Annotated in this window: 10 protein-coding genes; 7 read left to right on the top strand and 3 right to left on the bottom strand. The window is 61.2% G+C overall.

The window, feature by feature from the left end; genetic code table 11:
* Positions 1–765 precede the first annotated feature (765 nt).
* The 4 genes from CH302_RS01865 to CH302_RS01880 all read left to right on the top strand — a co-directional run bounded on the left by CH302_RS01865 (position 766) and on the right by CH302_RS01880 (position 4,604).
* On the top strand, positions 766–2,004 hold the full coding sequence (locus CH302_RS01865) for an AlbA family DNA-binding domain-containing protein (protein ID WP_141216577.1): 1,239 nt from the start codon (positions 766–768) through the stop codon (positions 2,002–2,004).
* Positions 2,005–2,404: 400 nt separating this feature from the next.
* Entirely contained in the window at positions 2,405–3,013 is a 609-nt protein-coding gene (locus CH302_RS01870; protein WP_141216578.1) for a hypothetical protein, read from the top strand.
* A 55-nt stretch (positions 3,014–3,068) separates the two neighbouring features.
* On the top strand, positions 3,069–3,341 hold the full coding sequence (locus CH302_RS30830) for a zinc-ribbon domain-containing protein (protein WP_369679435.1): 273 nt from the start codon (positions 3,069–3,071) through the stop codon (positions 3,339–3,341).
* A gap of 282 nt (positions 3,342–3,623) precedes the next feature.
* Positions 3,624–4,604, top strand: a complete 981-nt coding sequence (locus CH302_RS01880) for a hypothetical protein (protein ID WP_037194123.1) — start codon at positions 3,624–3,626, stop codon at positions 4,602–4,604.
* A gap of 68 nt (positions 4,605–4,672) precedes the next feature.
* Here the strand turns inward: CH302_RS01880 and CH302_RS01885 are convergent, their stop codons facing one another.
* Both CH302_RS01885 and CH302_RS01890 read right to left on the bottom strand, forming a co-directional pair.
* A complete protein-coding gene (locus tag CH302_RS01885; RefSeq protein WP_141216579.1) occupies positions 4,673–8,185 on the bottom strand; it encodes a hypothetical protein in 3,513 nt (1,170 codons plus the stop codon).
* A 74-nt stretch (positions 8,186–8,259) separates the two neighbouring features.
* Positions 8,260–9,258 (bottom strand): hypothetical protein, encoded by a 999-nt coding sequence (locus CH302_RS01890; protein ID WP_141216580.1) that lies wholly within the window; start codon positions 9,256–9,258, stop codon positions 8,260–8,262.
* 586 nt (positions 9,259–9,844) lie between these two features.
* On the opposite strand from CH302_RS01890, the gene CH302_RS01895 reads away from it, so the two are divergent.
* From CH302_RS01895 to CH302_RS01900, 3 genes are all read left to right on the top strand, one after another.
* A complete protein-coding gene (locus tag CH302_RS01895; RefSeq protein ID WP_141216581.1) occupies positions 9,845–10,945 on the top strand; it encodes a CHAT domain-containing protein in 1,101 nt (366 codons plus the stop codon).
* Positions 10,946–11,096: 151 nt separating this feature from the next.
* Entirely contained in the window at positions 11,097–11,441 is a 345-nt protein-coding gene (locus CH302_RS29530) for a hypothetical protein (protein WP_141216582.1), read from the top strand.
* Positions 11,438–12,034: a hypothetical protein gene (locus CH302_RS01900; protein ID WP_141216583.1), complete on the top strand. Its 597-nt coding sequence runs from the start codon at positions 11,438–11,440 to the stop codon at positions 12,032–12,034. Before CH302_RS29530 ends, CH302_RS01900 begins: the two co-directional genes overlap by 4 nt.
* Before the next feature lie 208 nt (positions 12,035–12,242).
* Here the strand turns inward: CH302_RS01900 and CH302_RS01905 are convergent, their stop codons facing one another.
* Complete coding sequence (locus CH302_RS01905; RefSeq protein WP_037194112.1) at positions 12,243–14,615, bottom strand: tetratricopeptide repeat protein; 2,373 nt, start codon at positions 14,613–14,615, stop codon at positions 12,243–12,245.
* Between the last annotated feature and the right edge of the window lie 338 nt (positions 14,616–14,953).

The raw sequence follows: 14,953 nt of genomic DNA on the forward strand, positions 1-14,953 counted from the left end.
GGCTGGAACCCACGCGCTCAGCCGTTCGTCTGGACCAAAACTGCGGAGCAGATCCTCAAGAAGGCCAACCGCCCAACAACTTCAAACGCGGACCACTAGGGGCGTATGTGCGCGCGAACCCTCCACACCGGCCCCCACAGACACAAAAACCCCGACCCCAGCAGCGGGATCGGAGCAGTGGAGCCTCCTAACGGGATTGAACCGTTGACCGCTCGCTTACAAGTATGTTGCGAGACAACCAGATACGTCCGCATGGAACCACCACAGAGGCCCTGACCTGTGTCAATCGTCCAGGCAGCACCACCGGAATCCACGTCCGTTCGGACCGACATGTGACACGCTCGTGACACCGAGACCCGCTCCGAAAGTCCCTCGGGACCGTGGTGAATCCACCTGAACGCAGGACGATTCGGAGCGGCTTGAATGCTCTGAAATGAGGCTCGCGTTCGATGAGATGCTCACGGTTCCAGTGTACGAGAAGTCCCATTCAAGAAGCTCAAGAGTGACTCATCTACAGAGGCCAGGGCCTGGGGCAGCCTTCGAATGACAGTGGCTCGACCGCGAACGAGGGGCGGCCACCACCGTCCGCAGCCATTCACCGGCCAGACAAGGAAATGTGTACACCGATGTCTTCAACGTCGGATCCAACCCGGAGAGCCCCCGCCGTCAGCAACGAACCCGCACGGATTTCAAAACACCAAGATGGCCCCAGCCGCTGGGCCGAGTCTCATCGGGCGGTCAAGGGTCGTCCTGCATGATGTCCGAATGACGAACTCGTTCTATCTAGGACCGCTCAAACCCAGGTTTTCTCCGTCTGATTGGAGAGACATCGTTTCGGCAGCTGCTGACGGCATCTTGGACGAAAGTCACTGGGTTGAACTCAAGAAGGCCCTTCCGCCTAAAAGTGCCGGCGCAAATACCGAGGTAGCACGAGATCTAGCATCTCTCAGTGTCGATGGTGGCGTGCTCGTTGTCGGGATCGAAGACGACAGGGGAAAGACCGGTGCGGTCACCGGCACCGACATAGCAGGTCTTGTGTCACGGCTTGACGCCGTTGCTCGAGCTACCGTCGCGCCACCGCTGACCATCACAAGTCAGGTTTTCCAGCACCCGGCCGAGCCTGATCTCGCCGTCCTGGTCGTAACAGTCCCTGCCTCCGCCGCTGCGCCGCACATGGTCGACGGCAAATACTGGGGTCGCGGCGACGAGGGCAAAAGAGCTCTCTCGGACATAGAGGTTCGGCGACTCCTGGCTTTCCGACAAGAACGGTCTGACGGGTTCGAAACTCGACTGCAGTCGATTGAGGATGCAATCGGCGCAGAACCACACCGCACCGACGCATCGTACTTTCGAATCCTCGCCGAGCCGTCTATCTTGCCGTCCGGGACTGACGTGAGTACGGCCCTGAACGGCACTCATCCACTGTCGTTCTTCACTGAGGCGGTCAGCGAGCACCTGCATTTCACACCGAGCCTCCACAGTCTGAATTACGTAGTCCCCCACCCTGACGGTGTCGCGGCAAAGTCGTTCGGCAAAGAGGACGTCGAGGACGGCGGTCGGCTATCCGTTCTGATCGGCGATGATGGAGCTTGGCGCGCACTCAGCGGATCGCCGGTCCAGCCATTGGGTGCATCAGGCGATCCCACTAGCGGAAACCCGGTGTTCAGAGCAGTTGCGTTCCTGGAGCTCACACACGCACTGCTGGCGTCCATAGCTCATCTGTCTACGAAGTACGTGCCCCTCAATGTCGAGTGGCACATCGGGATTCACCTCACCGGACTTCGCGGCGTGTATCCAGTCGAGCAGCATGTTCCAAGGTACTTTGCCGACTTCTCCCCTTATCCGCGGGACGCCTATCTGAGGACCACAACGACAACCACCGAGGAAATCTCCAACACCGCATCCGCTGTAGTGGACAGATTGACACGACCTCTTCTCAGAAGCATGAGCATCGATTCGTTCTATCTCCCGTACAAAAATTTGGCAGATATCGGCCGGCGCTGATGGTTCCTCGGAGCACGACTGGATCAGTCGGAAGTCATGCGGACGGATCACGGCCAGGTCCTCGCCGAGGGGTCAAGTCGGGCCAACAGCTATGACGGTCACCGAAGTATCTGAAGAAGACGTCCCAACAGCAGCTCTGGGCGTTGTGCTCCACAATGGACAGATGCTACGGGATGCGTGCCGTCACTGCCGAACTTACGATGAGATGACGAAAGAGCATGTCCCACCGCGTCATACAGGGAACAGTAGTTCGACGTCGATGTACAACGACCAGGGCGGCATCGCTACGCTACTTGCGAGCTTCGAGAGGGGCCACACCGTCGAGTCTCTATGCCGCGCCTGCAACAACGGTGCGAGCGTACGACAGTTGCCCCAAGCATATGCGCAGTGGAGAACGGACGTGATCGGCCATCTCAAAACTGCTGGCGTTGCACTGAATGACGCAACAGGAGCATCGGCCGAGGACCTATGGGGCCTGTCCAATGAAGACGGAGCCCTGTTCTTGCCGCTCGAGCACGGCAGCGGGCAACCCGGCAAGTTCGCCAATCTTCACCCCGGACGAATCGCCCGTCAACTGTTGGGCATGGTGCTAGCCGTCCAAGAGAACCTCACGTTGCTCGACGGGAGTCCAGAGCTAGCTGCAGCCTATTTCAGCGAGGAACCGACATCGATCGAGCCTTACACTCTGCACGTCGCTCTCGCGAACGCCGGTCTGGCTTACTTCACAGGAGCCCTCGCTGCACTATCGATCGATCCAACATCGACAAATCCTACGGATGTCGCGGATTGCGTTGGGATACTCAGCCTGCCGCCGTTTCTCATCATGTTGGTGAACGGAAACACAGCCCCCACTGCATCGACTCGTATTGATCACTGGTTCAACTTCTCGACGGCCCAGACCTTCTCGAAGAGCGAGCGCAACGTGTCTTTCCCGATCGCAGATCAGCGAGATTTGCTGGTGGACCTGCTGTATACGAGCGTCGACGGCCTACCCGTCGATAAGGCCTAAAGTCCACTCTGCGCACCTGGGTACACAAAATTAGCGGCACACCTGCATTCGTCCGCTGGCGGACAGACTTTGGCACCCGGACAGGAACACCGACGTGCACCCGTCCGACATGAAGCCCAAAAGTCACACCCGTGTGTGGTGGCAATGTCCCGACTGCCGGTTAAATGGCAAGCCGCGCCTAGCGGCAACCCAGGGTGTGATCCCTCGGCGTGAAACGCGTCGGCGCCCAACTACGCACCGAGAAGCCTGGCAGCTTGCTCGCAGAAGAATCTCTAAAACTGCCGCGCAGTGGCATTCGGCCCGAAACGGAGGTGTCAAATCCGACTGAATCGATGCGGGCACATCCGACGACTATTGGTGGCGGTGCAAGTTCTGCCAGCACGAGTGAAAAGCCAAACCTGCGAACAGAACGCAACAAGCGTACCTGTGCCCACGATGCAAAATTCGGATGTAGTGGATACCCGTAGTGGGGCAGAAGGCGATCTGTCAGTGCGTCACATCAACGGCCGTCCCAATGGTCGGCAGTCTCGCATGACCACGACCTTGCGAACGACACGATACGTCGAATATTCGGTGGGCACGCACGGCACCGACCCGTCACACTTGAACCATGTTGCGCGTCTACCTGGATCAGAACAAGTGGATCGACCTGGCGCGAGCCGCGTCGGGACACCGAGAAGGCGACCGATTCCGCAGTGCACTCGACGTGTGTCGAGCTGCCGCAGAGGCCGGGGCAGCATCTTTCCCCTTGGACATGTACCGCTACTGGGAGACATCACAGCGCGGAGAGAATGAATCCCGCAACAAGCTCGCAGATCTGATGATCGAGTTGTCCCGCCTCGACTCCGTGTCGCTTCCATTTCCCTTGCTCAACAACGAAATTGACACCGCGCTTCGGGATCGATTCGGAAAGCCGGTCGACTCCAGACCTGCGCATGTTTTTGGCCGCGGTATGCGTCATATCAGTGCGGGCAGGGTGCAGTGGACCGAGTTCGACGTACCCGAAGGCACTCCTGTGAGCGTAGCGGCGGAGCTCCGCGCAGCCCTGGACGAGCAAGTCGAAAGGGCACTGCTTCGTGCGGGCCCGGATACGCACGCGAACGTTGGCGGTGACCCGCAATCATCAAATCATGCTGAGAAATTCGTGGAGTACGAGGTGGGCCTGGCGCAACGCATCGCAGAACTCGGACTGAGAGGCACTGCGTTGAACGACGCGATCCGCGAGTCGGATATCCACGACATCAAGGTTCCCTTGGTGCAAGCCTTGCGGCGTGCTGAGATTGATTCGAGCGAGTTTGCGGGGCTGGGCAAAGACGCCCTCCTGGATTTTATGGATGCGCTTCCGACTCGGCGGGTGACAAATGTGTTGAGAAGGTCCAAGCACGCACAGTTGCAGCAGCCTTGGGAGCCGCACGATTTCGTCGACGTGGTGGCATTACCGGTTCCCGCTGTGTACTGCGATGTGGTTGTGACTGAGAAGCAATGGGTGCACCAGCTCCGAACGGCGAAAATAGGAGAACTTTACACAACAACGCTGCTGTCCGACGTGGCAAAGCTCGGTGACATGTTGGCGTCAGTAACACGTATCTGAAACCACGTGGCATTGGCGAGCATGGCTGGCTCGGTTCTGAAGCCCCGGAAGCGGTCGAATCGCCTTGGTCACCTTCGACCTCTAATCATGTTGCGTCTGTTCTCCTCTCGCGCCTCGCGCAAACGAGGCTCGTAAATCTCCACCCCTGCCCGTCCTACCAAGGCTACGGCTGGTTCCGGCGACTGCGCGTTCTCGGCCATCCGGTCGAGGTGGCCGGCGAGGCGCTCATGGCGCTCGCCGAAGTATGTGCCATGTTCGATGAGTGTTGCTATGTGCCTCGGTTCGACCCCTCTGGGTATGAGGATGCGGGCGAGCTCGTGGATCGGTATGGCTGGTCCGATAGCGTTGGCCGAATAGAGGATGAAGTCGTCGTCCACAGTGTCGGTCTCCAGCAGATGAACAACCCACTCGACGTCACCACCGTTGAGCGCCCAGAAGACCCTCCGCCTCATGCTGTCGGATTCGCACGCAGAAAGTACTCGCGTTTTTGCGTCGATACCGAGTTTGTATCCTGAGTGTCCGAACACGTCGAGAGCCGCGAAGTCATCGTGCGACTCAGTCGCCCGAACGACTTCGACGAACAACCCCTCGTACACCTGGGGTGCCCTGCGCAGCAGCTTCTCGAAGAAGTCGTGCTCTCCGTGCAGATCGAATCCCATGGGGACCTCGAGTTGTACGACCGCGTCCAACCACAGGTGGTGAAGATCAGGGCTCAGAAATTCGCCGTCATCGTCGCTGGCTGCGAGCAGTGCGGCCGCGGTTGCTGCCGGCACACCTGTGCAGTCGGACGTCAACAACAACTTGATTGCTCTCGCCGCGTGCTCGTTCCGTCGGACCACAAGTTCGAGCTGACCGATGTCCTGCGGTGTGATCCTGTTCTCGACGAGGCCGAAATATCGGTGGGCGAGATTCTCGGTGAGCGCGGCATTGACGAGGGTGCTGCGTACCACCGGTTCGTTCAGGAGGTCGAGGAACGATGCGTCGTCGAGCGCCGAGCTACCTAGCAGCCCGGTGAGAACGTTGTGGGCTTCACCGAGAAGGTTGTGCTCTTTCGCGGCGTTGAGCCAGCGAAGCTGGTCGACGCTCGATTGCGCGATTATGTGGAAGACCATGTAGAGCCGATTCGCCAAACCTGGACGGGTGCCCTCGAACTCAGGCTTGAGCTCAGAAAGCTTTTGACACAATACTTCTGGGTCTAGGCCGAGGTACGGGGTGATCTGTTCGCGAACTTGCTCGGCGGTGTGCTCGTGCCACTGCGTCCAGTTAGTACCCGGGGTGCGTGGTTCGAACAACGCTGCGATCAGCGGGTCACGCTCCTGGTAGTCCTTGCCCAGTGGCTGGGTTAGTGCACGCAGTTGCGCACGAATTCCGGGATAGTCCCCACTGAGGTCGATCAGAAAGTCAGCGATCTGAACAGCCATCAGAGAGGCGGCAGCAGCCTGGTCGCGGGAAATTGCGGTATCAGAGTGCGGTCCGAATCCGCGAGCAACGCGGGACCATTCGTCAGCTACATCAACGAGAAGTTGTACATCGCCGCGCGACAAGTTTCGTGACTCCGCTACGAATAGTGCCCACACGTCGTGCGCGAGTGAGGTCATTGCATCTGCGGGCATGACGACGCTGGCCAGGTGGGCAACATTAGAGTCTTCCGCGCTCATCCAGCTCGCATCGAACATCGGGTGCAGAATCTGACGTAAGGCGGACACCGCGACCGTTGTGCGTTCCCGATCCCACCCCTCGTGTTCCGCCCAGCGCTGGATTTGAGCCCACAGCTTCGCAAGTAGCCCGATCCGAATAGTCCCTGCTGGTCCGAAGCCTCGGACCCTGTTCACAACGTTGGTCCAGAATGCCGACACACCTTCGTCCGACCGGTGCAGTTGCACAGCAACATCGGCGGCCGTGTCCACAGCGGTGAATAGGTGCGTCTCCGTGATTGCGTCACCGATAAACATAATGACGGAATTGAGTGCCATTCCCTTCACATAGGCCGGTCCGGGGCCCAGCGCGCTCCACTCCGAGACCGACCGATCGACGACATACGACGATTCAGTAGGCCCCAGATGAAGATAATGGCGTAGCAGGGATTCTCGAGAGCCATCAACGCCTACCTCGTCAACTACTTCGTGGAACAATCGATGCGCAGTGGCGGATGCGCTGTCGTTCCCAGCGAGGGTGCACTTGAGCACAGCGAGGGCGACGTCGAGCCGCTTCGAGGGCCACGAACGGAACACCTCGCGGGCTGTAAGAACGGGGGTCGTCCTTGAGAAGAAGTATTCGGTCACGATCGGCGTCACAAGCACCTCGGGCGCGACGCTGTAGACGTTTTCGTGGTCGCCACTAGACCCGACCCGTCTGGCAACGTCCAGCAGGCCGCCGACTGCGACGTCGTTGATCGAATGCGTTAAGTCCGCTCGGGCAACCCCGAGCTCACCGGCGAGTTGCGGTATATCCGAATCGTTCAGCGAACCCAGCAGCGCGATCAATGCAAGGCTATCGCGTGCGGCGGTTCTCAGCCCCGACCGCTCGAGGTACGAAAGGACCCGCGTGTACAACGCACTGCCGCCATACACACCCCACGCACCACCGTCTTCTTGCGCTAGATCCGCAAGGTAGACCGCCCAGCCTGGCCTGCCTTGCGCTTGGGTGAGAATGTGCGCCATCGCGACCTCACCGTTGACCCCACGGGACCGTACGATCTGCGCAATATCCGATCGGATCAATGGAGACACCTCGAACTCGACGCTCACAGGCAGCGAGACTCCCACAGCGTGGACTTCGTGGGGCCAACACACCGCCATGATCACGTAGTCCAGCTGCTCCTGCCGCCGAATTGTGACGAGTTGCTCGATCACCTTCAGGCGCCGCATCGCGTCGTCAACTGCGAGATACGTCGGCTGAGTTTCAAGGATGTCACCCAGCAGTTGCTCATCGGACGGCTCGGCCTCGACAAAGAAGAGCCCTTGAATCCGGCTCAGCAGTGCAGACTTTCCCACGCCTGGTACACCCCATACGACGACATCACGCTCTGCCCTTTGAAGCTCGTCGAGTTCATCCTCTCGGCCTATAGGGTCCGGTGCGGCAGCGCCCAAGGAAATCGTTGCGGGTACGCGGGAGAGCGAGAAGGGCCCTCCCCGCAGTCCGAGGAGTCGTTGACGCCACTCGCCGATTATCAGCAGCCTGTCGGCGAAGAACCCGCGATCCACAACCGCGTGCAGGTGATATCCGGATTCCTTCGCCAGCCCGTCGAGCTTCACCCGTTTCGCCTCGTTCAACTCCGCCAGGCTGACCGAAATTAACTCGATCCCAGCCAAACCATGTCGGGTCAGTGACGCCATCGCCGTCCGAAGGTTTGCCCGCGCACCCCTTTCCGTTCGGGACGACGTGATCGCCATACGAATCGGATCCGCTCCGGGCAACTGGATCAAGTCTGCGTCACGGCCAGAGTCCGATCCCCCTCGAACGGGGACAAGATTCGGGTACGTCGTGCTGAGAAGGCTGGTAGCGCATTCTTCGAACACGTCGGCGCTGAGACGATGTTCGGGATCTGCCAATGCTGCTGAGATGCGTTCGTAGAGATTCAAGATCTACCTCTCGATTCCTCTTCTGATTCGCGTGCTTGACGGACCGTTAGAAGCAATACGACCAGGGACGTCGATTACGCAGCGTCTAATTTAAGCGCCAATAGCTCTCCGGCGACAACATAGGTGTGGATCGCACAAAGCTCGGCCTCATACAAACCAATCGTCGCGTGAAGCCCCTTATTTGCTAGTTGATCGAGCGCAACGAAGCGCGTGTACGCAGTGTCGACAGTGGCTTTGAGGGCGTCAGACACCGAACCGCTGGAAACCTCTTGCTTGATGTACTCGAACATTCGGTTGCGGTACGCTTCGTCACCCAACGACTGACCCGAATCACTCCTCGCCCCGGCGGTCCCTGGCAGGAGATGGTCTGCAACGGATTTCAAGATTCGACGACAGGTCACGGCGGCTTGAGCGAGATCCTCGTCGGATGATCGACCGTTCGGATCAGCAGAAGCGGCTTCCTTTAGACGCCGATGGACCGCAGAGAACTGCGCGATCACGTCTGGGGCTCTCTGGGCGAGAATTGAGTCTACTCTGGACCGAAATCTCTCGAAGATCTGTTCATTTACGTCCGCGAACGCGAGCTGGCGCTCCATGCGGCACAAATTTGAGAATAGGGTGTGACGTACTCTCTCCTTCACCCCACGCGCGAATTGCAAATGTTGCGATTCGTCTGCATTGCGGTCGGCACCATTTAGCCGGGCAATCAGATTGTCCAACTCGTTCAGCCCTACAGCGAGCACCTTTCCCGTGCTCAATCCTTCTTGGATCTGACGATTGCCGATGTACCTATCGTGCGCAGTCTCGTGTGCCCCCTGCTTCAGTCCCCACTCCTCGGGGGCGACCATCAAATTGCGAATGTTTTCGGCGTTGGTCGCAGGTAGGCCGCCAAGCGGAGACAGCTCAAGACCGAGATACACCGAGAGCTCGCTTTCGCCGAGCAGTGAGGCTAGGCGACTTACTCTCCGAGCAGTTACGTCGACCGATTGGTCGTCGATCTCATTTAGAGCCCGGCGGACAAGGCCCAGCAAACCATCAGTTCCAAGCTCGCTTGAGCGTCCACCTGAGTTCACCGCGACGATGCTACTCGAGACGTCCGACAGGACGGGGGCGATAACGCCGGAAGCGCGCTCGAGGCGCGTCGAGTGACGTATCGCGTCGCTATTCGGCATTCCATCATGGGTCGGTCCCCGCCATTGATGGAGTGTGTCCGCCCGTCCCGAGCGGCGTGAAGTCCTGAGAACCTGCTGAACGCACGCAGACGAACGCCCAGCTCTACGGACGACCAAGATTCCCTAGAACTACGGTCAGCCAGCCACGTCTTCTGCAAGAATCTCATCCGTGCTGAGCCCCGATGATAGTGACCTCGCAGCGCCGCTGCACCCGCCTACACCGGGCGCATCGGACGACCCGGCCACCGGATCCGCACATGAAGTCAACGAACGCGGCCTCACCGACATCGGCCCCGGAAGCCTTGGGCGCGCCGTCGCGACACCTTGGGCCTCGAATTCGGAGGTAGACCCAGTCGACCGTCGTCTCGCCCTCGCCCGCTCGTGGGACGATCTGCTCGCAGAGGTCCGAGCGCTCCCCGGGTTCGAGACTTTTCTGCGACCACCGACTTACAAGGACCTCCTCCGTGCCGCAGCGCATGGTCCGGTCGTGACCATCAACGTCAGCGAGTGGCGTTGCGACGCGCTGTTCCTCACCTCTGACGGTGTCGAGGCAGTATCGCTACCTGACCTCTCGCTGCGCGACGCCGAGCGACACCTCGAACGGCATCTCGCCGCGCTCGCGAGGTTCGACCAGTCCGTTGCCGAGTTCGAGGCGGCCGTCGCCGTCCTACAACGGGACCACTCCGACCGCGACGCTATACGGCTGCGCCAAGAAGCAGGTGCTCGTCGCCGCCAAGCGACACTCGACCTGGATGAGGAACTAACCGAGCTCGTCGGATGGCTGTGGGACGTCGTCATGGTCCCGCTTCTCGACAGGCTCCCTGCGCCAGGCACCGACGATCTCCGTCCACGCGTGTGGTGGTGCCCCACCGGCCCACTCGCGTTCCTCCCACTGCATGCAGCCGGACGCGGCACCCAGTGGCTGCATGACATGGTTGTGTCGTCGACGACCCCGACCGTCAGGTCTCTCCTCGACGCACGGACCGACAGCAGCACACCGTCTCGCGACACCGGGACCCCCACTCGGCCCCGTCGACGGTTCCTGGTCGCCTCGACCTTCGCCTCGACCGGCGAGCTACTCACCGGCTCGCTCAGCCGACTGACCGCGACCGACATCGTCGAATGCTCGGACGTCGTAGGAGTACGACGACAACTAGAGACCTGCGACTTCGTCCACTTTGACTGCCATGGCGACCAGGTCCTCGCCGATCCTTCCCAGGGCGGGGTCAGGCTCAGCGACGGAGTACTGAGAGTTTTCGACGTCTCTTCCATCTCTGCGACAGGCGAGTTCGCCGCCCTTGCAGCCTGCAAGACCGCCGTTGGCGGCGTAGACCTCCTCGATGAGGCCATCACCCTTTCCGCAGCACTTCACTACGCCGGGTTCCGTCACGTCGTTGGGACCCTGTGGAACCTCGCCGAATCCGTCGCCCAATCAGCTTTCGCCGCAATCTACGACCAGCTTGTCACCGACCAAGGCAGCTTCGACCCGATCAACTCAGCCCGAGCCCTCGCATCCTCCGTCGACCAGCTCCGCGCCGACGGCGAAAGCCTCCACTCGTGGGCCTCTCTAATTCATATTGGGCCCTAATCTCACGCGCGCGAGACCCCCGCCGCGCGGGACCGATTCTCACAACGCCGAGCTGACGACGACACCAGCCAGCTACATCCGGCTCCAAGTACGACGACATGCGAGACGACGACCAGATCTGACACCCTTTGAGCAGAGGCAAGGAAAAATGATGACACACAAGGACGACGTGCCCTTCGTGGAGCGCACAGGTAGCGACCTCAATGAAGCCGCCACAAAATCCCTCATCAAGGACACATCACGCAATAGAGAAGTCGACTACGAAGTCTCCTGTCCGACCTGCCTCGGCAAGGTCCAGGTCACCGAGTACACCGGTGGGACCTTCCGCACTACCGCTGTTTCCGACTCAGAGATCGACATCTCGAACCCTCAAGCCCCGTGGCCAGGCGCGCAGCACGTCTTGGTGGTCGCTATGCAATGTGGATGCGGCATTCGTCACCCGGGCGCGCCCCAAGGAGTCACCGGATGCGGCTCACTATGGGTAGTGCCGGAATGAGCAACCTTCCGAACTACTCCGCAGACGAGATCAAGGGGATCATCGCCCAGCGCGACCGACTCCAGTCCGCCGAGCTCGCGCTCACCCGCGAGCGCGCGGCGAACTGGTCCAAGGGCATCGGCGCACTCCTCGTAGCCGCGCTGGCATTCAGTCTGATCAAGGGGCGAGACGACCTCACCGGACTCGACCCCAAGTGGGCCATAGGTGTCGGGGGATGTCTTGCCACCGCGACCGTGATTGCCGCTTTCGCCGCGTATAAGCTGTTCAGGGCCTCGTACGGGCCGTTGAAACCACTCAAGTCCGAGGTGACTGACCATCAGGAGGCGACCTCGACCATGCACGCGCTCATGTGCGGGCTGGTCGCGACCGCGTTCGCGTTTATCGCCCTCCTCGCTGCCGTCGCGCTGACTTGGTACGGCCCCGACGCAGAAGGGCCCAAGATGGCCGTGACAGACGACGGCGGAATTGTGTGGTGTGGAGAGCCGACCAAGACCGGCAGCGGCGACCTGACACTGCAGGTGAAGGGTCAGCAGATGAAGTTCGATCTCGACACAATCAGTAGGCTCGACGTCGCCGACTCTTGTCCGCAGTAGCTACGCACCTTGCGAACACCGCTGGCTGGACAGACAAAAGCCCCGACGCACAGAGCAGTTTTCTCACCTTCGACATCGGCAAAGTCGCTCGCGCGATGGCGGCGTCAATGGCGAGACCTCTTCCGGCAAAATGCGGCTCCTCTGAAACAGGACTCGGAGCGGCTCAGATGGCGAGGTTCACGCCGATCGGCTCGACCTCGGTAACACTTTAAGGGACGGTCATCGTGAGCGCACGACGGGTTGCATCTACCCGGTCAGCGAGTGCCGGGGCCACTCGACGGAGCCGATCGACCTCGGATGCGGCAGGGGTGGCCCGGAACCAGAGTTGCGACAGGCCGCCGTCGAGAACCGCCATGGCTGCAGCGGGGCTCTCGGCGTTAAGGACCATCGCGCCCGCGTCGCGAGCAAGGCCCTGCCAGACTGCAAGCCGACGGGTGCGGCTGACCGGGTCGATCCCGTGCCACGCCGCAGCCGGGAGCAGGTCGACGGCAGCCCGGTACAGACCGGCCGACCTGACCGGGTGTGCGACATTCGCGCGAGCCACAGTGACGAGCCCTTCAAGGCGTAAGGGGACGGGTGCAGTCGTGCTCAAGGCGACTTCCTCCCACAGTCGCATAACCCGAGGATCGCGTCGCCCGCCCGGTTGCTCGACGAGCATCCTGGCGGCGTTGGCCGCATAGGCGACCCCGGACGCCGTTCCGATGGACGCGGGATGCTCGTAGGCGGCAAGGGTGGCCTCGACGGCCTCCTCGGTCTGGCCATCGCGGTAAAGGCAGAGCCCGAGGTTGCTCAGGAACGCGCCGCGGTCCGGATGGTCCTCCGGGCATCTCTTGACTGCCTTTCGGGCTGTGTCCAGCGCCACGTCGAGGTGAGGTCGGCTGCCAGTCTCCTCGAACAGCGTTCGCGCGGCCAGGGACAGGTTTGACAGGGCGACAGCGCTGACGCGTTCACCCGCGAGACGGATACCGATGCCGGCCTCTCGGTATGCCAGGTGGACAAATTCGATGTCCCCGGCTGCCTCGAACGCAGTGAGCAGGTGGACAGAGAGATTCGAGTGGACCGAGGCGTTGCGGATGCTGTCAGTTGCCTCGGCTGCGGCGGTCCGGCCGAGGCCGATGGAGGTCAGGACGGCAGTCCGGTCGCCGGTCCAGTCGAACCAGGACATCGCTGTACCGGCTGCGTTGATAAGCAAGTCGACTCGGTCAGAGTGTCCTACTTGCATGGCTTGCGCAGCCGTCCTGGCCATCCGAAGCGCATCTTGGAGGTCTTGGAGCTGTCCGTAGAAGGTGCCACGAGCATGAAGGGCCGAGGCGAGGTTCCCGACCCGCCCGCTGTGGCCAGTAGCGGGGCCGGAAGCGACGGCTCGGCGTCCTAGATCGATGGACTCGTCGATGTCGGATCGGTGTCGGTGCCTCTCGAAGCGTGTGCTCAGCGACGCCGCAAGGTTCGTGAGTCGCCGGACGATGTCGAGGTCCTCCGGGTCACTGAGGCGGACTGCTTCGCGTCCGACGTCGACCGCCTCATCAAGGATCTCCTCGTCGCTGTGTCGGTCGAACAGGGTCCGCAGCGCAGATCCGAGGTTGGACAGTCGTGACGGGAGGAACGGATCTCCGGCGACAGTAAGGCGTGCGCCCGCGCGTGCTGCCACAACGGCTTGGTCGAGGTCTAGGTCGCGGGCGAGCATCTCGAAGCGGAAAAGAAGGACGACTGCCAGGTTGGACTGGTCGGCAGCTGTGCCTCGCTCGCCTGCCAGTGCGTCGAAAAGGTCGACGGCCTCGTTGAGCGCGTCGAGGTCAGAGGTCGCCTCGGCCAAATTCATCAAGGCACCGGCGAGGTTGGCGGTCGCAGCCAGCCTCGGCTGCCCGCTGATTCGACCTGGAACCAAGACCCACCGTCCGAGGCCGATCGCTCGGTCAAGGTCTGGGCGGCGGTCGAGTTGCTCAAACCGAGTCGTCAGGTAACCGACCAGTGTGGCAGCGTGACGTACGGCGTCTGAGACCTCGCCCGGTCCCTCCGCATCACTCCGCCCTGACCCACGCGGAACCGTCGGATCGATTGCGCCGTCGGGCTCCGGCGCAGCCGTTTCAACCTGGCCTCCCAGAGGGCGTCGCTTACTGTCGGGCTCTGCCTCGGCAGCCTCCTCGAACAGTTCCTCGAGTCGGGCGATAGCAGCGTCGAGGAGGTCGCCTGAGAGCCACTCGGGGTCCCCGAACTCTTCCCAGTCCTCATCGTAGATTGACTCGTCGAGCGCCGCGCGCACGGACTCAGGGACACGGCTGGGGTTGGTACGTCGTACCCGTGCAAACCACTTCAGGCCCGCCTTCAAATCGTCGCGGTCCCGCCCGGCGGGAAGACTCTGAAACCTGCCAAGCCTGACCCGCGCTAGCAAGTCCGCCATGTCCTCCGACGCAAACAACTCCCGGCCCTTGAGGGACAGTTCGACGGTCTCGAGCGCGTGGGCACCCTGTTCGTCCAACAGGCCAGTCGCATCGTCGCGACTCGCGTAGTCACTCAGTGCCTGCAGCAGCAGACGGATCTGAGGCTCCAGCGACTGCCCGGAGAACAAGAACTGGTCACTCATACCGAGACCGTTGGCGGGGCGATCCCGCGAACCTGCCTGGCGTACGCGTCAGCTGCTCGAGCAGAGCCGCGAGGCATAACGCGGCGGGCGTCGCTCATCTCGTCGCCTTAGTGATCATGAACACATTCTGCAGCAGACTGTATGACAACTCAACTGTCCGGCGACCAGGACACTTACTCGCATGGTCGCCGCAGGCAATCACGCTCCCCAATTATTCCAGAGCATGACTTCGACATGCCCGGTGCATGACAGGTTGCTTGTACCGCCTGCCAGAAGACAGTTTCACCGCTATCGCGTTCAGCGCTGGCCCGACCCCGGACCCGCAGGGACCCGCCACG

Source organism: Rhodococcus sp. 15-2388-1-1a, assembly GCF_002259145.1.
Lineage (GTDB): Bacteria > Actinomycetota > Actinomycetes > Mycobacteriales > Mycobacteriaceae > Rhodococcoides.

What these genes read in the sequence shown, in the direction of transcription:
- CH302_RS01865 (WP_141216577.1), top strand. Translation starts at nt 766, where the DNA reads ATGACGAACTCGTTCTATCTAGGACCGCTCAAACCCAGGTTTTCTCCG.
- CH302_RS01880 (WP_037194123.1), top strand. Translation starts at nt 3,624, where the DNA reads ATGTTGCGCGTCTACCTGGATCAGAACAAGTGGATCGACCTGGCGCGA.
- CH302_RS29530 (WP_141216582.1), top strand. Translation starts at nt 11,097, where the DNA reads ATGACACACAAGGACGACGTGCCCTTCGTGGAGCGCACAGGTAGCGAC.
- CH302_RS01900 (WP_141216583.1), top strand. Translation starts at nt 11,438, where the DNA reads ATGAGCAACCTTCCGAACTACTCCGCAGACGAGATCAAGGGGATCATC.
- CH302_RS01905 (WP_037194112.1), bottom strand. Translation starts at nt 14,615, where the DNA reads ATGAGTGACCAGTTCTTGTTCTCCGGGCAGTCGCTGGAGCCTCAGATC.